The organism is Tepidisphaeraceae bacterium, from assembly GCA_035998445.1.
Classification (GTDB): Bacteria; Planctomycetota; Phycisphaerae; order Tepidisphaerales; family Tepidisphaeraceae; genus DASYHQ01.
Window position 1 is genome coordinate 348,047 of the sequence record DASYHQ010000013.1, and the last position, 18,359, is coordinate 366,405.

The following is an 18,359-nucleotide window of genomic DNA, read 5'->3' on the forward strand; positions in this document are numbered from 1 at the left end:
TTGCGTCGGGGGCAGATGCATCATGCGGTGGCTTGAACGCGCAGCCCGTCGTATGCCAGCCGAATGTCGGGTGGCAACGCCTCGTTCGTCTCGACGTGGGCCAAGGCGTGCGCGATGTGGGTAAAGTACGTTCGTTTTGCACCCATCCGCCGGGCGGCTTCGGTCGCCTGTGCAATCGTGAAGTGAGTCGCGTGCGGACGGTGTTGCAGCGCGTCCAGAATTAGCACGTCCAGCCCCTTCAGCAGGTGGAACGACGATTCGGGGATCTCGCTGACGTCGGTGCAGTAGGCCAGATTCCCCACGCGGAAGCCGTTGACCGGCATTTTCCCGTGCAGCAGTGGGATCGGCGTCCACCGATGGCCGGCGATCTCGAACGGTCCATCGATGCGCCGGTGGACCAGGTGCGGGCGGAAGGCCTTTACGTCGGGGGAGGGTTCGAGGAACGCGTACGCGAAGCACTGGTCGAGCGCGCGATAGGTCGCATCATCGGCCCAGGCATCGATGGCGCTTTGTTTGAGGCTGTTGAACCGCCGCACGTCGTCCAGGCCCATGATGTGGTCGGCGTGCGCGTGCGTGAAGACGACCGCCTCGATCATCTTGATGCCGTTGGCCACGCACTGGAGGCGAAGCTCCGGCGTCGTGTCGACGAGCACGTTACGCCCGTTGTAGCTGATGACCACCGACGCCCGCATCCGCCGGTCACGCGGGTCGCTGCTCGTGCAGACGGCGCAGTCGCAGCCAATCATGGGGATGCCGGCGCTGGTGCCGGACCCGAGGAAAAGCAGCTCGATGGTTGGGGTGTCGTCGCCCATGATCACCTAGCTTATAGCCGCTTCGCCCGCAGCGGGCCAACGGGGCGAGCGATATGCCCATCAACGCGTGAGAGAAAGACAGGGCCAGACAGGCTGCCCGTGGCGCACCGCCCGCAAACAGCACCCAAACCCTATCGGACCTTCTCAGATCGCGTCGGCAAATTGCCCCCGCGCCTTCGGCTCCGTATCATCCGGCGGCCCATGCCCACTCGTGCGATCGCCAACCTAGGCCAGCAGACCACCGCCGCCATCGCCGCGTTCGGGGACTTCTGCATCTTCGTCTGGCAAACCATCGGCTGGCTGTTCGGGGGCGGCCTGCGGTTGAAGAACCTCCGGAACCTGCCGGAACTGATGTACGAGGTCGGCGTGCGATCGGTGCCGGTCATTGGGATCACTGGCGCGTTCGTCGGCATGGTCATGGCGATCGAGACTTACACCCAGCTGCGCGCCCTGGGTCAGGAAGAACGCATCGGCAGTTTGATCGGCCTATCGGTCGTGAAGCAGATTGGCCCGGTGCTGGCGGCGGTCATGCTCGCGGGCCGCATCGGTGGCGCGCTGACGGCCGAGCTGGGCACGATGAACGTTACCGAACAGCTCGACGCGCTGCGCGTCATGGGCGCTGAACCCATTCGCTATCTCGTCGTCCCGCGCTTCCTCTGCTGCCTGTTCCTGCTGCCCATCCTGACCATCTACAGCGACGTGCTCGGCGTGGTGGGTGGCTGGGCAGTGTCGGTTTATGCGCTCAACATTCCCAGCGATCCCTACTGGCGCTACTCGGCCGTTGGCGTCGACACATACCAAGTGATGGAAGGCATCATCAAGAGCTTCTTCTTCGGCGCCGCCATCGGGTTAATCAGTTGCTACAAGGGCTTCCGCTGTGGCAGTGGCGCCAGTGGCGTCGGACGGGCCTGCACGGAAAGCTTCGTACTGAGCTTTATCGCCATCATCGTGCTGAACTTCTTCTTCGCCAAGCTGCTGAAGGACATCTACTACGCCCTCTATCCCGTCACCGGGATTTTCGGGTAGCTCGTTTCCGACTTCGCCGCCCGTGCGGGACGCAATTGCCATGGCGCTGATCGAACTCAAAAACATCCACAAGCGCTTCGGCAAGCTCGTCGTGCTGAACGACCTCACGCTGAACATCGAGGCCGGCCAGTGCCTGGTCATCATCGGCGCCAGCGGCAGTGGCAAAAGCGTGATGCTCAAGCACATCGTTGGCCTGCTTAGCCCCGATTCGGGCGAGGTCTGGTTTGACGGCCAGCGGGTCGACACTCTGGCCGTGCGCGACCTGATGACCGTGCGCGAAAACTTCGGCTTCCTGTTCCAAATGGGTGCCCTGTTCGATTCGCTAACGGTCGGCGAGAACATCGCCTTCCCCGTCATCGAACACACCACCAAGACCAGCGACGAGGTCGCCGAGATCGTGCGCCAGAAGTTGGCGCTGATCGGCCTGCCCGGCATCGAAAAGAAAATGCCGGGTGAACTCTCAGGTGGGCAACGGAAGCGCGTCGCGCTCGCTCGGGCCATCGCGCTGAATCCCAAGGTCATCCTTTACGACGAACCCACGACCGGCCTCGACCCCATTCGCTCGGATGTTATCAACGAGCTCATCATTAAACTTCAGCGTGAACTGAAAGTGACGAGCATCGTCGTCACGCATGACATGACCAGCGCACTGAAGGTGGCCGACCGGGTGGTCATGTTGTACGAGGGGAAACTGGTTTTTGATGGCACTCCCGAGCAACTCAAAGCCACCGAGGAACCGATCGTGCGTGGCTTCGTGATGGGTGAGGCATCGGAGCAGGATCTGAGCGCCATACGCAACGAGAGCGCGTCCAATTCGACGAAGCCTCCGAAGTAGACCGTCAATCGACATCGTCGCTCAAGCGACCATGCGAGAGGATGCTGGGATGCGCCCGACAGGAAACTCGGGACAGACGCTAGGCTTAGGCGCGTTTCCGTCCCCACAATTCCCACATCTACGCTTGAATTGCCAGATGGCCCCCGATACAGTAGCCCTTCCGGCTCGCCAAGGGCCACCCGTCTCGATTGCCCAATTGGGCGAACGTCGATCGCGGGTCAGTTGTTAAAAACCTCTTGGATTTTAAGCCCCACGGACCTCGGCCTGTCTTGGCCAGCCGCAGTGTCGCCGGGCTGATGGAAAGGATTTCGGATCTCGGATTGCCGATTTCGGGTTGCACTCTCGCTGCACGCGGTCGTCGCCTGCACAGCCCGCAATGAGCAATCCGAGATTCGAAATGACGCTCAATGGCTACGAATCAAGCAGAACTCGTTAAGTCGCTGGTGGATGCCGGCGTTCACTTCGGTCACCGCGTGTCGCGCTGGAACCCGAAGATGGAACCCTACATCCACGGCAAGCGCAACATGATCCACATCATTGACGTGAAGGAGACCGTGAAGGGTCTGCTTCGCGCCAAGAAGCTCATTCAGGCGACGGTCGCCAGCGGTAAGGACGTGCTGTTCGTCGGCACGAAGCGCCAGGCCCGCAACGCCATCGAGGCCGAGGCCGCCCGTTGCGGCATGCACTACGTCAGCGAACGCTGGCTCGGCGGCACGCTGACCAACTTCCGCACGATCCGCGCCCGCCTGAACCGCTTGGAAGAGCTCGAGCGCATCTTCAACGGCCCGGAGCTCGAGAACTACTCGAAGAAGATTCGCGCGACGATGCAGCGTGAGCTGACCAAGATCAAGACCAACCTTGAGGGCATCCGCAAGATGGAGCGCATGCCGGGCGTGATGTTCATCATCGACACCCGCCGCGAGCACATCGCGGTGAAGGAAGCCAAGAAGCTGGGCGTGACCACGGTCGCGTTGATCGATACCGACAGCGACCCCGAGTTGATCGACCTGCCCATGCCGGGCAACGACGACGCGATGCGCGCGATCGAGATCATCATGCGTGAGCTGGCCGACTCGGTCATCGAAGGCAAGACCGGTCGCGCCGAGAGCAAGGCTGGCCCGCAAGGCGAACAGGCCGGCGACCGCCCGCGTCGCAGCACCCGCAGCCAGTTCCGAGCGGACGGCGCCCCCGCCGATGCACCGGCGACCTCGGAAGGCGCCGCCCCCGAGGCCGGCGCACCGGCCGAAACCGCTGCCGAACCGGTTGGCGCGGCTCAGTAAGCGACATGGTCCGTTGTCAGTGGTCCTTTGTCCGTTGTGATTTGTCCGGCCGTCGGTTTCAACAACTGACCGCGGACAACTGACAACGGACTTTTTTTTCAGCTAAGCTGGAATAGAAGACCGCCCTTGACCCAAGCTCGTCATCCTTCGGAGTACCTCAGATGACGGGACGGCCGAGTTGGCGTCCGGTACGAATCGAATTATCCATAAGGAACGGCAGGAGAACCCAATGGCAGAGATTACCGCAAAGCTCGTGAACGAACTCCGCTCCCGCACGGGGCAGGCCATGATGGACTGTAAGCGCATGCTGGTGGAAACCGGTGGCGACATCGACGCCGCCATCGCCGAGTTCCGCAAGAAGGGCGTGAAGGCCTCGCTCGGTGAACGGGCCGCGACCGAAGGTCGCGTGGTCGGCGTGGCGGCCGAGGACGGGTCGGGGGCGTCGCTGGTCGAGGTCAACTGCAACACCGACTTTACCGCCAAGAGCGAGCCGGTGCTGAAGCTGGCGACGAAGGCCGCCCAGCAGTTGCTGCGCAGCCCCGACGCCGACATTGCCCACGCCGCCGAGGTTTCCGCCGACGCCACTGCCGTCGCGCAGACGACCGGTGAGAACGTCGTGATCGGCAAGACCGCCTACCTCGCCGCCCCCGCCGGTGGCAAGGCGGCGCTCTATCTGTACGCGATCACGGGCAAGATCGGCGTCATCATGGCGTTCACCGGCAACCCGAGCGCCGAACTCGTGCAGCAGCTGGGTGGCCACATCGCCTTCAGCCGCCCGCTCGGCCTGAAGCGCGACGAGGTGCCCGCCGACCTGGTCGCAAAGGAGCGCGAGATCGCCGTCGAGCAGGCCAAGGCCACCGGCAAGCCCCAGCAGATCGCCGAGAAGATCGCCGAGGGCAAGCTCAACGCCTTCTTCGCCGAGCGCGTGCTGCTGGACCAGGAGTTCTTCAACGCGTCGGTCTTCAAGGGTTCGATCTCGAACTTCCTGAAGCAGAACAACGTGGGCCTGGAGAAGTACGTCCGCATCGAAGTCGGCGGCGCGTAAGTCGCCGAGCGCAACTGAAAGATTGGTTTAACCGGAGCCTGCACGGACAATCGTCCGTGCAGGCTTTTTTCATGCAACGGCGGCACGGATATCGGGCCACCGTAGGGCGGCACTCGTGGCGCCCCTACGGCGCAGCCGCGACTACTACCGCGTCGCCGTCAGCACTATTTGGCGTCGCGCCTCGAACGCGGCATCGTCTAACACCGGCGTAGCGCCAGCCGTAGAAGCGCTTTGATCAAACGGCACCCAACTCCGGCAGCCGGCGTAAACAGGTGTATTGGGGATCGTCGTTATCGCGGGCAACCAATAGGCGCGAAGCAGCACCAAAAACAGCGGGTTGACCGGCTTGTAGTTGAAGCGCAGATCAATCTGATCAGCCGTCCAAACGTGCTCGGCGTCCAGCGCATCGACCTGCTCACGCGATCGCAGCCTTAGCACGTCCGTCACTACGGCCGCCGCCGACAGGCGGACCATGTCAGGCTCACTACCACGCTCCTGAAACGCCGCATGCTCGCCCGGCTTCAGCAGGTGGCGCTTCTGATGCAGATACGTGGGAAAGAGCAGAAACGCCCGTTCTTCCAGTTCGAACACCCCGCCGGCGTCGTTGATGCCGCCCTTCCGCAACAGGATGATCTGCCGCCCTTCCTCGATCGCGGCGCAGACGGATGCCCACTCCTTCAGACCGACCTGTAAATTCGGTGGAAGCGACATGATTTCCGAACGTGGCATGGCCGTCCGCCCATGACTGCAGATCGTAGTGGAGATTGTCTTAACGGCAGTTCGCTCCGATCAAGGGAACGAACCAACAGCATCTGCTAACATCATCGCGGTCATGGGCGAGATGCCCATGCTAAGTCAGAGCCGCGCCTTCGTCCGGCGCGGTCGACGTCGCGGGAACTTCACCGGCGTCGCTCAATTCCTTCAGCAGCCGCCAGATCGTTTCCAGCAGCGGCTCGACACCCTCCCGGCTGACGCCGGAGATAGCGAAAAGTTCCTTGTCGGACAGCGCCTCGCGCAGCTTGTCGATCGCTTCAGAATCGATCGCCAGATCCATCTTGTTCGCCGCGACGATCTCGCGTTTGCCGGCCAGCAACGGGCTGAAGGCTTCGAGTTCCTTACGAATCGTGCGGTAGTTCTCGGCCGGGTCGGAACCGTCGGGCGGATAAAGGTCCAGCAGGTGGACAATGATCTTCGTGCGCTCGATGTGCTTCAAAAACGCGTGTCCAAGGCCCGCCCCATGCTGGGCGCCTTCGATCAGACCTGGAATGTCCGCCAATACGATCCGGCGACCGCCGATCAACTCGGCGATGCCAAGCTGCGGCTCGAGCGTCGTAAACGGATAGTCCGCCACCTTCGGCTTCGCCGCGCTAACGGCCCGCAGCAGTGTGCTCTTGCCGGCATTGGGCATACCCACCAACCCGACGTCGGCGATCAGCTTCAGCTGAAGGCGCAGGTTGCGCTCTTCACCTTCCGTGCCGGGCTGAGCGTACCGCGGGGCCTGGTTCACGCTCGTCTTAAAACGCCAGTTGCCCATGCCGCCCTTGCCGCCTTGGCAGATGGTGACGCGCTTCCCGGGCTTGTCCAGATCGAACAGCAGCACGTCCTTGTCGGTGTCGAAAATCAGCGTGCCCGGTGGCACTTGAATGACGAGGTCGTCGCCGCTTTCACCGGCGCACTTCTTGCCCATGCCGGCCTGACCGCGTACGGAGTACCAGTGGTGCCGACCGGCGAAGTCGAGGAGGGTGTTCTTGTTCGGGTCGGCAACGAAGATCACGCTGCCACCGTCACCGCCGTCACCACCGTCCGGGCCACCCTTGGGCACGAACTTCTCGCGGCGGAACGACACGCAGCCAGCCCCCCCGTCACCGGCCTTCACGTGAATGACTGCTTCGTCGACGAACATCGCGGGTCTCCACGAAAGAAAGCCGCAGGACCCGAGTCCTGCGGCTTCGGAATACGTTCAGTTACGCGTTCGAACCTAGACGGCCGGGGCCGCTTCGATCTCGCGAACGTGGACCTTGCGGCCTTGGAACTCAACCTTGCCGTCCTTCAGCGCGAAGATCGTGTAGTCGCCGCCCACACCGACATTAAAGCCGGGGTGGAACTTAGAACCGACCTGCCGCACGATGATCGAACCGGCCGTCACGAACTGGCCACCGTACGCCTTCACGCCACGGTACTGCGGATTGCTGTCGCGGCCGTTCTTGGTCGAGCCTTGACCTTTCTTATGTGCCATATCTCACCTGTCTTATAGTCGGGGACCAAACAAAACTCCCGCGGATGATCGCGGGTGTAGAAGGGTAGCGGAAAATGGGGGGAAGATCAAGCGATGGGAGATTGCCGATTGCGGTGTTCGGATCGCGGATTGGAAGGCGGTGCGGGTTCGCTCTGGTCACGCGTTACGCCACACCTTCAACTCCCTCCCGTCCCGATCTTACGTTGACACCCCACGCCAGCACTTCTAAGCTTCAATACCCAAAGGAGATCGCTGCATGTCCGTGCAGATGGAACTGTTTCGCATCATCATCAGTGAGATGAACGATCAGCAGATCATCATGCTCAAAGAGGTGGACGGCGAGCGAAGTTTTTCCATAGTCATCGGTTCAAACGAGGCTTACGCGATCGACCGCCGGCTGAAGGGCCGCGTTGCGTCGCGGCCGCTGACGCACGATTTGCTGGCGACCGTCATCGAGCAACTCGGTGGCAAAATCGACCATATCGAGATCAACGACCTGCAGGGTGGCACCTACTACGCCCGCATCCATGTCCGACAAAACGGGAACGTGGTGAAGGTCGACAGCCGTCCGAGTGACGCCATTGCGTTGGGCGTGGCTACGACCGTGCCGATCTACGTGGCCGAGCACGTGCTGGCCGAAGCCTGTTCCTGAAGTCGAACTTCTGGGAACTTCGGTTGATCGGTAACGGGCAACCGTTGCAGGCAAGCTGCGACGGGTCCTAGAGACGAAATCGGGCTCAACTGATAAATACTGTTATGGCGACGCGCAGATGGTGGTAAACACCCGCGCTCGGAGTAGAATCATCTGCCGAACCACTCGCGCAGGATTAACTCCGAAGGAGTCGCAATGCAGATGATTGAAGCTGTCATCAAGCCGCACAAGCTTGATGCCGTGAAGACCGCCCTGGCCAAAATGGGCATCCTGGGCGTCACCGCCGTGGAAGCCAAGGGCTTCGGTCGGCAGATGGGGCACACCGAGCGGTACCGTGGCGCGAAGTTGGACGTCGGCTTCGTGCCGAAGGTCCTGCTGAAGATCTGCGTCAAGAGCGAAGAGTCGAGCAAGGCGGTCGACGCGATCGTCGAGGCCGCCCGCACGGGCGAAGTGGGCGACGGTAAGATCTTCGTCTACCCGATCGCCGAGGTCATCCGCATTCGCACCGGCGAGCGCGACGCGCAGGCGCTGTAGCGAGTCGAATCGGCCTCCGCACGCTGTGCCCGCCGGCCGGTGGCACAGGCAGTGGATGCCGCAACACACTGCCGCTCGACGTTTCACCGCGTCGAGCGGCTTTTTAATCTTCACCGAATACAGAGGCCGACACGCGGCCTGCCCGCACGAGCCGTTCGGGCGGCGTCCTTTCAACAACGTCCAACTGAAAACGTAAAGGCAGTCTCGGCACCGCTCCAGCGTGCCATTCCCCACCATCAAGGAAACCAATGAGCGACCTTCATTACTTCAAGAGCGAATGGGTGCAGAAGTCCGACGAACGCCTGACCGTCGACGTCTGCATCTACGGTGGCACCAGCGCCGGAGTGTCGGCCGCGGTGACGGTTGCTCGCGCCGGCAAATCGGTCGTCATCCTGAACCCTGCCAAGGCGGTCGGTGGCCTTACCACCGGTGGGCTTGGCGAGACCGACTTCGGTCGCAAGCACGTCATCGGTGGGTTCTCACGCGAGTTCTACCGCGCCGCGGGCAAGCACTACGGGCTCGAGGAAGAGTTTAAGTTTGAACCGCACGTCGCGTCGGCGGTGTTCGAGGCGATGCTGAAGGAACACCAGATCGACGTGCGCCCGTGCCAGTTCATCGACCGCGCCGAAACGCAGGGCGGCCGGATCATCGCCGTCACCATGCTGGGTGGCCTGCGAGTGGAAGCATCCGTCTTCATCGATGCCACCTACGAAGGCGACCTGCTGGCCAAGGCCGGCGTCAGCTACTTCGTCGGCCGTGAGGACAACTCCGTTTACGGTGAGACGCTCAGCGGCGTGCAGGTGACCAAGACGCACCAGTTCAGCCACCCGGTCGACCCGTACGTGAAGCCCGGCGATTCCGCCAGCGGGCTTCTACCGTACATCGTCAACGAAGACCTCAACAAGAGCATCGGCAAGGGCGACAAGCGCGTGCAGGCCTACTGCTTCCGCATGTGCATGACCAACGATCCGTCGCTACGCATCGCGTGGGAAAAGCCCGAGGGGTACGACCCCGCGCAGTACGTGCTGGCGGCCCGCTGGTTTGCCGGTGAGAAGGACGATTACAACGACCTGCTTAGCTCGACGCGCCCCGAGTGGAACCCGCGCAAGTTTGACAAGTTCCCCAACAAGACCCCAGGCGGCTTCCGCAAGACCGACACCAACAACCACGGCCCAATCTCCAGCGACTTCATCGGCGCCAACCACGAGTGGCCTGACGGCTCCTACGAACGCCGTGAGGAGATCTTCCAGGCCCACGTGACCTACCAGAAGGGCTACTACTGGTTCATGGCCAACAGCCCCGAGATCCCCGAACGCTACCGCGCAGTCTACAACGAGTGGGGCCTGCCCAACGACGAGTTCGACGACACCAACCACTGGCCGCACGCGCTGTACGTGCGCGAGGCCCGGCGAATGGTCGGTGACTACGTCATCACCGAACATGACTGCCGTGGCGTGCGCGTGCCGACCGACGTGATCGGCATGGGTAGCTACGGTATGGACTCGCACAACTGCAGCCGGTTCGTCACGATCGGCGACGACGGTAAGGCACGCGTGCTGAACGACGGTGACGTGCAGGTGCACGGGTTCCCGCCCTACGGCGTCCCCTACCGCTGCATCACCCCGAAGCGCACGGAGTGCACGAACCTGCTGGTGCCCACCTGCGTCAGCAGCAGCCACATCGCTTACGGGTCGGCCCGCATGGAACCGGTCTTCATGGTCCTCGGCCAAAGCGCCGCGACCGCGGCCTGCATGGCGATTGACGCCAAGTCGAGCGTGCAGGACGTGCCCTACGGCAAACTCCGCGAACGCCTGCTGGCCGCGGGACAGGTGCTGGAGAACACCGGCGGTTGATGCGAGATCGCCGAGCAAGCGGTTGGCTTGTGCGCGCCCTTGCCACAAGCATGGGCGTCTCGCCCATGCTTGTGGCAAGGGCGGGAACCTTTATTTGCTCAAGACCACTAAGTCAGCGCGGCCAGTCGCAAATAAAATTTACTGTCCAATCTACACGCATGGGCGAGACGCCCATGCCACGTGAAGAGCGGCCGCGACGTCACTTGCCGATGCAGAACCGCGAGAAGACCTGCCCCAGCACTTCATCGGGCGACACGCTTCCGACAATGGCCCCCAGCGCGTCCAGCGCGTCGCGCAGTTCCACCGCGATCACTTCGCCGCCCGCCGCGGCCTCGTTTGCGGTCAGCGCGCGTTGGAGCGACGCGATGGCGTCACGCAGATGATGGGCATGCCGCGCATTCAAGGTAATGGCGGCCCGCTCGTTGGTGTCGAAGCAGATCGCGTCGAGGCGTTCGCGCAGCTCATCCAGTCCGCGATGTGCAATAACACTGATCGCGAGACCTTCACCTGGCGGCGTAACACCAACTTGATCCGCCTTCGTATATACCACCAGATCCGCAGAGCGACTTAACGCCAGCATCGGCTGACGGTCATCCAACGCCACCAGATGCAGCACGACGTCCGCCGATTCAACGGCACTGGCCGCCCGCCGTTGCATCGCCTGATCGATCTCGGCGGCCACCGAACCGTCGGCCCGCGCGGTCTCAAATCCCGCAATGTCGATCACTCGCACGATGCCGCGGCGCAGCGGTACCGTGGCCCAGACGATGTCGCGCGTCGTCCCGGCGACCGGTGACACCACCGCCCGCTCCTGCCCCGACAGCGCGTTCAACAGCGTGCTCTTGCCCGCGTTGGGCCGCCCCACCAGTACGACCGTCGGCTCGTGGGCGAGCTGCTCCATCGCGCCGGCGCTATCCAGCAGTTCCTCCACCTGGGCCAGCGCCACGATGGCCCGGCCGGCAATGTCGGCCTGCGACAGGAACGTCACGTCTTCGTCGCTGAAGTCGATGCCGACCTCGATCAGCGCCAGCGTCTCGGCGACCGCGTCGACGATCGGCCGCACGCGCCGCGCCAGCTCCCCAACCAGCAGTTGCCGCGCGGCCTGCAGTTCCGCATCCGACCGCGCCGCGATCGCCGCCGCCACGCCCTCGGCGGCCGTCAGGTCCAGCTTTCCGTTGAAGTAAGCACGTGCGGTAAACTCGCCCGGCTCCGCGGCGCGGGCACCGCTCGACAGCAGTTGTGACACGAGCCGCTTGGCGAGTAGCGGATTGCCCGGCAGGTGAAATTCGACGATGTCCTCACCGGTTGACGATCGTGGTGCGTGGAAGGCGTAGACCCAGATTGGCACAGGCGTGTTGCCGATGCGTACCGTGGCGCGGCTCGCGCTGGAATGGGTAGTCGTATAACCGATGACCGACTCAGCCAGCGACAGCGCCGCCGGCCCACTGACACGCACGATCATCCGCGCGGCCGCGCCGGTCGCAGAGCTGATCGCGACGATGGTGTCGCCGGTGAACATGATAGATCGGTCAACTTAGGTGTCGGAGCTGCCGATGGCACCGTCTTACGGAGACGCTCTTAAAGAGGCGAAGCGTGTCATCCCGATGGGAGGCTTGCCGACCAGAGGGATCTCGATCTACGAGAATCGTCCGACAGTCGAGATCCCTCGGGTCACTACCCCTCCCTTCGGAATGACACACCGGGCGTCAGGTCGGTCCGCTAGAGCTTCGCCCGATGGTGCCTGACCGTCTCCGATCGACAAGGGAGACCCGAAGGACACACCTTCCCAGCCAAGACCCTATCGCTTTCGCTTCTCCGCCTCGCGCTTCAGTTCCTCGGCACGCGCCTGAAGGTTCGCGAACCAGCCACCCAAACCACCCGCAGGCTTGGTCGGTTCCACGCGGCGCACGCCACCCTTCGGTGGTGGATCGCGGCGGTCGTCCTTCTTGTCCGGGATATCGATCACCACCGCGGCGGCGGCCTCGGCTTCTTCCTTTTGCTTGATGTGCTTGCGGATGATCTTGCTCTCGATGATGCCGATCGTCGTGCTCGTCAGGATGTACAGGTTCAGCCCGGCCGGGCCGTTGTACAGGAAGACCGGGAAGATCAGCGTCATCCACTGCATCATCTTCTGCTGTTGCACCTGCTCGGGCGTGGTGGCCGGCGGTTTGGGCGTATACTTCGTCTGCAGGAAGAAGACGACGGCCAGCAGGAACGGCAGCACGTTGAACGCGTCGACCTTGAAGAAGTACAAGTCGATCGGGTGGTTCGGGAAGTAGAACAACCGATCCGGGTGCGCCAGGTCTTCGATCCACGTCAGCTTGATGCCAGCGAACTGAAGGAACGGCGACTGCCGCAGTTCGAAGGTGCTCTGCAGCGCCGTGTAGAGCGCGATCCAGATCGGCATCTGCAGGAACATCGGCAAACAGCCGAGGATCGGCGTGGCGCCCTGTTCCTTGTAGAACTGCATCATCGCGCGGTTCAGGGCTTCCTTGTCGTCGCCATGCTTCTTCTTCAGGCGCTCCATCTCCGGGCCCATCTTGCCCATCTTCATCATGCTGACCTGCGACTTCTTCGTGATCGGGTGCAGCAGGGCGCGCACGACGCAGACGAGCGCGATGATCGCCAGACCCCAGTCAAACAGGATGCTGTGGAAGAACTTCAGCATGCCCACCAGCAGATCGATGATCCACTGGAACGTGCAGATGCTGCAGAAGCCGCTGGTCATGACGAGCGTCTTGTCGAACGACAGCGGCGCCTGAATCATGTATGCGTTGCCGAGCAGGTCGCGCTGCTTGGGGAAGAAGAACGCGCGCAGTGGCATGTTGACCGATGTGCCGGCGGGCAGCGTGACGGGCTGCGTTTCGAGCGTCAGCACGACGTCGTGGTGATAGTCGGTAGCGGCCGGATCGAGCGCGGTCGCGGTGACTTTCGAAATGTACGGCCCGTTGACCGCGCCGGTAGCCGGCTCGGGGCGAAGCAGCGCGTTGAAGTAACCGCTGCCCATGCCCACCCAGGCCAAGGGGTAACCATCGGGGTGCGAGGTGAGGTCGCGCGTGGGTTTGCTGGGGGTGTAGTACGTCACCAGCTCGTGCTGCAGCGTGATGAAGCCCTGGTTCAGGTAGCCGGCGATCGACTGCTGATCGGGCATGCGGTCGTTCTCGTTCTCGGGCGCCGTGGTGCCGTTGAACGCAGACGCGATGACCAGCGGCCGATTCGCCAGGTTCGCGATTGCGAAGTCGACCTTCACCTCGTAGCCGGCGGCGTTGTCTTTCTCGGCCGTCTTGTCGGTTATCGTGAAGGTCTTGAGGACCCGCACGACCGGCCCGTTGGCGTCGGCAAGATCGACCGAGTAGACGGCCGAGCTGCGCGTCGAAGATTGCAGCGACCAGGGGACGGTGTTGAGGTCGACCTTTACGCCGTCCACCGAGATCCACTGCGTCGCGAGCGTGCGCGACTTATCTTCAAAACCCTTGTAGGGCTGTTGGAAGGTGTACCGTTCGTCACTGTTGACGACGCGCTTGTATCCGTTGAGCGTGACCGAATCGACCGCGGCGCCGACCGGTGAAAGTTCAAGCGCGACGGCGTAGTTGGGGTCGTTCTTGTCGGCCGATCCAAGTGTGACAGGCGTGGGCTGGGTCGCCGGAATTGCGTGTAATCCTGCTTGCACCGTTGCGCCCGTGGCCGCCGTGGCGGGTACCGCGGGGCTGACGGCCATCGGAGCTGTGCCCACCGCGGCAGTCGTCGGTATGGCATTGCTCGGCACGGCCGCCGGCGCGGTGGTGGGCGAGGTTTGCTGATCGACCGTCTCGCGCTTCACCAGACCCCATTCCGGGTTCTGCTTGTCGAGATAGCTGATCATCATCGTCCACCCCAGCATGACCGCCATGGCCAGGGACATGCCGAGAACTAGTCGCTTCGTATCCATTCGTTCGGGTCCGTTGTCAGGTTCCGTCAGTTGTTCGAGGGGGCAGAGATCAGGCTCTTCCAGCGCACGCCGCCGGACTGGCCGATTCAGTGGCCGGTATCTTCAAGCGCCCAGTGTCGCGACGCGTTACCGTCCGTCCAACAGGCGGGAGCCTAGAAAATCGTCCAAATCTTCTATCCCCTCTACCTTCTTGACCGTTGCGCGAACGTCGTACTGGAGGCGCACGAACTCGACGTGCGTTTCGCTGACGACGACGAAGCTGCTGCGCGGGTCGCGGTCGCGGGGCTGGCCGACGCTGCCGACGTTGATGATTGCCTTCTCGTCGGTCAGGGCGAATTTGTAGTCGAGCTCGTCGGGGCTGTAGAAGTCGGGGCCTTCGAGGAACACGCCGGGCACATGCGTGTGTCCAACGAAGCAAAGCTTCTCAAAACGCTCGAAAATACTGACAAATTTGCCCGGATTCGTATAAATGTCGTCCGGGAAGATGTATTCGTTGATCGGCCGGCGCGGGCTGGCGTGGACGGCCATGAAGTCGGGCGTGCGCACGCGCACGGGCAGGTTGCCGATGAAGTTCCACCGCGCCGCCCTGCGGACGGGGTCGGGGTCCAGCTCGAATTGGCGGCGCGTCCAGAAGCAGGCGGACTCGGCGCCACTGTTGAAGTTGAACGGCTCGTACAGCACCGCGAAGTCGTGGTTGCCCATGAGCGTCGCGCGGCAACGCGTCGCCACCAAGTCGAGGCATTCCTTGGGGTTAGGGCCGTAGCCGACCACGTCGCCGAGGCAGACGATGTGCTGCACGCCCCGCCGATCGATCTCCTCGAGCACTGCGGTAAACGCCTCGAGGTTCCCGTGGATATCACTGACGATTGCAAACATCGTTCGGCCCAATCACCCCGTCTGCTCGCCCGCTCTCGGCGACACCGATCGCGCCAGCGGAGCTGGGTCTACCGAGCCGAATGGCGTGAAGCCGAATCGTACGGGCGAGCCGCGGGAGCGTCAAACGAAGGTGGAAGTCGGAAGGTGAAACGCGGACGTAAAGAGCGCCGCAACCACCTCTTTTCCCCCTTCCGACTTCCCCCTTTCCTACACGCCCATCTGCTGCGTGACCCGCCGCTCGCGCTTGTCGAGCGAGCGCATGCGGTTGATGGCGGCCAGGTAGGCCAAAGCGCTGGCTTCCAAGATGTCCGTGCTCACCCCGCGGCCGCGCACCTTGATGCCGTTGTGGTCGAGCTCGATCTGCACTTCGCCTTGGGCATCCTTGCCTTTGGTGACGGCCCGAATGCGGTAGTCGCTGAGCGAGGCCTTCACGCCGGTCAGACGCTGGATGGCCGAGTAGATCGCGTCGACCGGCCCATCACCCGTGCTGGCGTCGCGGACGACCTCACCGGTGCTGTCGCGCAACGTGATGGTGGCGGTGGGCACCGTGGTGCTGCCGGTCGTCACCTGCACGCCGACCAATTCCCACAGGCTCACCGACTGCTCCAGCTGCTCGTCGATCAGCGATTCGACGTCCTCGTCGAACACTTCCTTCTTCTTGTCCGCCAGCGTCTTGAACTTCGTGAACGCGGCCTCGATCTGCGCGTCGTTGATCTCGTAGCCCAAGGTGTTGATGCGATCCTTGAACGCCGCCCGGCCGCTGTGCTTGCCCAGCACCAGCGTGCCCTTGGGAATGCCGATCGTCGCGGGGTTCATGATCTCGTAGGTCTCGGGGTTCTTCAGCATGCCATCCTGATGGATGCCCGACTCGTGCGCGAACGCGTTCTCGCCGACGATCGCCTTGTTCCGCTGGACGGCCAACCCGGTCAACGTGCTGACCGAACGGCTCAGCGGGAAGATTTTCGTCGCGTCGATGCGCGTGCCGATCTTATAGTAGTCAGATCGCGTGCGCAGCGCCATCACGACCTCTTCCAACGCCGCATTGCCAGCCCGCTCGCCGATGCCGTTGATCGTGCATTCGACCTGTCGCGCACCGTGCTGCACCGCCGACAGTGAATTGGCGACGGCCATGCCCAAGTCGTCGTGACAGTGGGCCGACAACACGATGCCGCGCTCCTTCACGATCGGCAGCTTCGCGATGATGTGCGCGAAGATGTGGCCGTACCCTTCCGGCATCGCGTAACCCACTGTGTCGGGCAGGTTGATCGTCGTCGCGCCCGCCTCGATGGCGGCTTGCACGATTTCTTCCAGAAACTCCAGCTCGGTTCGGCTGGCGTCTTCCGGGCTGAACTCGATGTCGTCCGTGTACTGCTTCGCCTGCTGAATGCTGGCGACGCTGATCTTGATGATCTCTTCCTTGCCCTTGCGCAGCTTATGCTCGCGGTGGATCTTCGACGTGGCGCAGAAGACGTGGATGCGTGGGCTCTTCGCCCCGCGCACCGCTTCACCCGCCCGGTCGATGTCCTTCGGCGTGGCCCTGGCCAGGCCGCAGACGGTGCTGTTCTCGATCTCGCCAGCGATCTGCTTCACGCTTTCGAAGTCGCCGTCGGAGCTGATCGGGAAGCCGGCCTCGATGACGTCGACGCCCATCGCCTCGAGCTTGTACGCGATCTCCAGCTTCTCGGCCGAGGTCAGGGTGGCGCCGGGCGATTGCTCGCCGTCGCGCAGCGTGGTGTCGAAGATGCGTACGTTGTCCATGGCGGTTGCTCCTGTCCAGATACGATAACCTCTGCCCCCACAAACGAAAAAACCCCGCGATCTCGATCGCGGGGCCTTCGAAAGTTCGATTCAGGCAACGGTCCTACGATCAAGCGCAAGTTTTACCAAGACCCAGAAGGGCCCGGCGAAGCTGCGAAAGTCGAAGGGTCTGTTGCATGTCTGCTCGCATTTAAGCGGCGTTGTGGGTGATTGTCAATATGGCAGAGACGCGAAGACGCGAAGGAGGCGCGAAGCAGCGCGAAGAAAACGCTGCGATCCAGATTTCTTCTTCGCGAACCTTCGCGCCTTCTTCGCGCCTTCGCGTCTCTTTATCCCAGCAACGTGTTACAGCCCCACCGTGTTGAAGCCGCCGTCGACGAACAGGTTCTCGCCCGTCACGCCGCTGGCGAGGTCGCTCAGAAGGTAGACGGCCGTCTTGCCGACCTCGTCGCCGTCGATGTTGCGCTTCAGGGGGGCCTTGCGTTCGGTGTGGGTGAACATCTCGTCGATGCCGCCGACGGCCATGGCACTCAGCGTGCGAACGGGGCCGGCGCTGATCGTGTTCACCCTTATCTTCTGCGGGCCGAGGTCGAACGCCAGGTAGCGGCTGGTCGCTTCCAGCGCGGCCTTCGCGACGCCCATGACGTTGTAGCCGGGGATGACCTGATTGGCGCCCAGGTAGGTGAGCGCGATGATCGACCCGCCATTGGGCATCATCGGGGCGGCGGCGCGGCTGAGGGCGATCAGGCTGTAGGCGCTGATGTCCACCGCCTGCTTGAACACCTCGCGCGGCGTGCTGGTGAAGTTACCAAAATCCTTCTTCAGATAGTCGCGGTTGGCGAACGCCAGGCAGTGGACGAGGAAGTCGATCTCGCCGAACTGTTCCTTGGCCCCGGCGAAGAAGGCCGCCATCGAGGCGTCGTCGCCGACGTCGCAGGGGAACAGCCACTCGTCCTTAAAGCCGTTCTCCTCCATCGCCTTGCGCACGCGGCGTTCGGACTTCTCGCGGTTGTCCATCGGCAAAAAACCGAACCCGCACTTGGCCCCCTGCTTCACGCAGTTGGCCGCGATGTGCGTCGCGATGCTGCGGTCGTTGGCGATGTTGAGGATCAGTCCCTTTTTCCCGTCGAGCAAGCCCATGAAGCACTCCTTAAAGTTTAGTCCGGTAATTTAGTGGAGGATCGTGCGCGCGACAAGGGAGGCGGTGTGGTAGGAGGTTGAACCGCCAAGAACGCCAAGGACGCCAAGAGAGGAAAAGGCGGAGGAGGCGGGTCACGTCTGGTCCCTCTCCCGGTACGCCGGGAGAGGCCAGGTGAGGGTGATTGCGAGCGGCGGAGGGCCCACGAATGGGCACGAATTGACACGAAGCAGACAAGCCGATTTCGCTGCGTACTCATTCGTGCGGCTTCGCGCCAATTCGTGGGCCGCTTTCTGCGAAGCCCACTTTAAAACGGGTGCCACGGGTCGGCGTACTCGCAGACCTGTGTCTTAGGTTGACAGAGAAGACACAGGTCTGCGAGTACG

At 62.8% G+C, this 18,359-nt stretch carries 16 protein-coding genes; 7 read left to right on the top strand and 9 right to left on the bottom strand.

Annotation, left to right across the window (positions count from 1 at the left end):
* Positions 1-20 precede the first annotated feature (20 nt).
* Positions 21-812: an MBL fold metallo-hydrolase gene (locus VGN72_04825; GenBank protein ID HEV7298668.1), complete on the bottom strand. Its 792-nt coding sequence runs from the start codon at positions 810-812 to the stop codon at positions 21-23.
* A gap of 201 nt (positions 813-1,013) precedes the next feature.
* Here VGN72_04825 and VGN72_04830 point away from each other — a divergent pair, with 201 nt between their 5' ends.
* The 4 genes from VGN72_04830 to tsf all read left to right on the top strand — a co-directional run bounded on the left by VGN72_04830 (position 1,014) and on the right by tsf (position 4,998).
* Complete coding sequence (locus VGN72_04830) at positions 1,014-1,838, top strand: ABC transporter permease (GenBank protein ID HEV7298669.1); 825 nt, start codon at positions 1,014-1,016, stop codon at positions 1,836-1,838.
* Between the two features lie 40 nt (positions 1,839-1,878).
* Complete coding sequence (locus VGN72_04835) at positions 1,879-2,673, top strand: ABC transporter ATP-binding protein (protein HEV7298670.1); 795 nt, start codon at positions 1,879-1,881, stop codon at positions 2,671-2,673.
* Positions 2,674-3,080: 407 nt separating this feature from the next.
* Positions 3,081-3,953, top strand: coding sequence for a 30S ribosomal protein S2 (gene rpsB, locus VGN72_04840; GenBank protein HEV7298671.1), 873 nt, complete (start codon positions 3,081-3,083; stop codon positions 3,951-3,953).
* A gap of 229 nt (positions 3,954-4,182) precedes the next feature.
* The gene (tsf, locus tag VGN72_04845) at positions 4,183-4,998 is read left to right on the top strand and encodes a translation elongation factor Ts (protein HEV7298672.1); all 816 of its coding nucleotides are present in this window, start codon (positions 4,183-4,185) and stop codon (positions 4,996-4,998) included.
* A gap of 144 nt (positions 4,999-5,142) precedes the next feature.
* Here tsf and VGN72_04850 read toward each other — a convergent pair whose 3' ends face one another.
* The 3 genes from VGN72_04850 to rpmA form a co-directional block, all read right to left on the bottom strand.
* Entirely contained in the window at positions 5,143-5,727 is a 585-nt protein-coding gene (locus tag VGN72_04850) for a DUF1802 family protein (protein ID HEV7298673.1), read from the bottom strand.
* Positions 5,728-5,848: 121 nt separating this feature from the next.
* Positions 5,849-6,901, bottom strand: a complete 1,053-nt coding sequence (gene obgE, locus VGN72_04855) for a GTPase ObgE (GenBank protein HEV7298674.1) — start codon at positions 6,899-6,901, stop codon at positions 5,849-5,851.
* A 75-nt stretch (positions 6,902-6,976) separates the two neighbouring features.
* A complete protein-coding gene (rpmA, locus tag VGN72_04860; protein ID HEV7298675.1) occupies positions 6,977-7,234 on the bottom strand; it encodes a 50S ribosomal protein L27 in 258 nt (85 codons plus the stop codon).
* A 256-nt stretch (positions 7,235-7,490) separates the two neighbouring features.
* Between rpmA and VGN72_04865 the strand changes: the two genes are divergently transcribed.
* The 3 genes from VGN72_04865 to VGN72_04875 all read left to right on the top strand — a co-directional run bounded on the left by VGN72_04865 (position 7,491) and on the right by VGN72_04875 (position 10,273).
* A complete protein-coding gene (locus VGN72_04865; protein ID HEV7298676.1) occupies positions 7,491-7,886 on the top strand; it encodes a bifunctional nuclease family protein in 396 nt (131 codons plus the stop codon).
* A 195-nt stretch (positions 7,887-8,081) separates the two neighbouring features.
* A complete protein-coding gene (locus tag VGN72_04870; GenBank protein HEV7298677.1) occupies positions 8,082-8,420 on the top strand; it encodes a P-II family nitrogen regulator in 339 nt (112 codons plus the stop codon).
* A gap of 248 nt (positions 8,421-8,668) precedes the next feature.
* Positions 8,669-10,273, top strand: coding sequence for an FAD-dependent oxidoreductase (locus VGN72_04875; protein ID HEV7298678.1), 1,605 nt, complete (start codon positions 8,669-8,671; stop codon positions 10,271-10,273).
* A gap of 199 nt (positions 10,274-10,472) precedes the next feature.
* Here the strand turns inward: VGN72_04875 and VGN72_04880 are convergent, their stop codons facing one another.
* From VGN72_04880 to VGN72_04900, 5 genes are all read right to left on the bottom strand, one after another.
* Positions 10,473-11,792, bottom strand: coding sequence for a GTPase (locus tag VGN72_04880; protein ID HEV7298679.1), 1,320 nt, complete (start codon positions 11,790-11,792; stop codon positions 10,473-10,475).
* A 279-nt stretch (positions 11,793-12,071) separates the two neighbouring features.
* Positions 12,072-14,201, bottom strand: coding sequence for a YidC/Oxa1 family insertase periplasmic-domain containing protein (locus tag VGN72_04885; GenBank protein ID HEV7298680.1), 2,130 nt, complete (start codon positions 14,199-14,201; stop codon positions 12,072-12,074).
* Positions 14,202-14,327: 126 nt separating this feature from the next.
* Positions 14,328-15,077: a metallophosphoesterase family protein gene (locus tag VGN72_04890; protein HEV7298681.1), complete on the bottom strand. Its 750-nt coding sequence runs from the start codon at positions 15,075-15,077 to the stop codon at positions 14,328-14,330.
* Positions 15,078-15,284: 207 nt separating this feature from the next.
* Positions 15,285-16,835 (bottom strand): 2-isopropylmalate synthase, encoded by a 1,551-nt coding sequence (locus tag VGN72_04895; protein HEV7298682.1) that lies wholly within the window; start codon positions 16,833-16,835, stop codon positions 15,285-15,287.
* A 345-nt stretch (positions 16,836-17,180) separates the two neighbouring features.
* Positions 17,181-17,975: an enoyl-ACP reductase gene (locus VGN72_04900; protein HEV7298683.1), complete on the bottom strand. Its 795-nt coding sequence runs from the start codon at positions 17,973-17,975 to the stop codon at positions 17,181-17,183.
* Between the last annotated feature and the right edge of the window lie 384 nt (positions 17,976-18,359).

Excerpts from the sequence above, each read along its gene's own strand:
- VGN72_04825 (HEV7298668.1), bottom strand. The coding sequence starts at position 812 with ATGGGCGACGACACCCCAACCATCGAGCTGCTTTTCCTCGGGTCCGGC.
- VGN72_04830 (HEV7298669.1), top strand. The coding sequence starts at position 1,014 with ATGCCCACTCGTGCGATCGCCAACCTAGGCCAGCAGACCACCGCCGCC.
- VGN72_04835 (HEV7298670.1), top strand. The coding sequence starts at position 1,879 with ATGGCGCTGATCGAACTCAAAAACATCCACAAGCGCTTCGGCAAGCTC.
- rpsB (HEV7298671.1), top strand. The coding sequence starts at position 3,081 with ATGGCTACGAATCAAGCAGAACTCGTTAAGTCGCTGGTGGATGCCGGC.
- tsf (HEV7298672.1), top strand. The coding sequence starts at position 4,183 with ATGGCAGAGATTACCGCAAAGCTCGTGAACGAACTCCGCTCCCGCACG.
- VGN72_04850 (HEV7298673.1), bottom strand. The coding sequence starts at position 5,727 with ATGCCACGTTCGGAAATCATGTCGCTTCCACCGAATTTACAGGTCGGT.
- obgE (HEV7298674.1), bottom strand. The coding sequence starts at position 6,901 with ATGTTCGTCGACGAAGCAGTCATTCACGTGAAGGCCGGTGACGGGGGG.
- rpmA (HEV7298675.1), bottom strand. The coding sequence starts at position 7,234 with ATGGCACATAAGAAAGGTCAAGGCTCGACCAAGAACGGCCGCGACAGC.
- VGN72_04865 (HEV7298676.1), top strand. The coding sequence starts at position 7,491 with ATGTCCGTGCAGATGGAACTGTTTCGCATCATCATCAGTGAGATGAAC.
- VGN72_04870 (HEV7298677.1), top strand. The coding sequence starts at position 8,082 with ATGCAGATGATTGAAGCTGTCATCAAGCCGCACAAGCTTGATGCCGTG.
- VGN72_04875 (HEV7298678.1), top strand. The coding sequence starts at position 8,669 with ATGAGCGACCTTCATTACTTCAAGAGCGAATGGGTGCAGAAGTCCGAC.
- VGN72_04880 (HEV7298679.1), bottom strand. The coding sequence starts at position 11,792 with ATGTTCACCGGCGACACCATCGTCGCGATCAGCTCTGCGACCGGCGCG.
- VGN72_04885 (HEV7298680.1), bottom strand. The coding sequence starts at position 14,201 with ATGGATACGAAGCGACTAGTTCTCGGCATGTCCCTGGCCATGGCGGTC.
- VGN72_04890 (HEV7298681.1), bottom strand. The coding sequence starts at position 15,077 with ATGTTTGCAATCGTCAGTGATATCCACGGGAACCTCGAGGCGTTTACC.
- VGN72_04895 (HEV7298682.1), bottom strand. The coding sequence starts at position 16,835 with ATGGACAACGTACGCATCTTCGACACCACGCTGCGCGACGGCGAGCAA.
- VGN72_04900 (HEV7298683.1), bottom strand. The coding sequence starts at position 17,975 with ATGGGCTTGCTCGACGGGAAAAAGGGACTGATCCTCAACATCGCCAAC.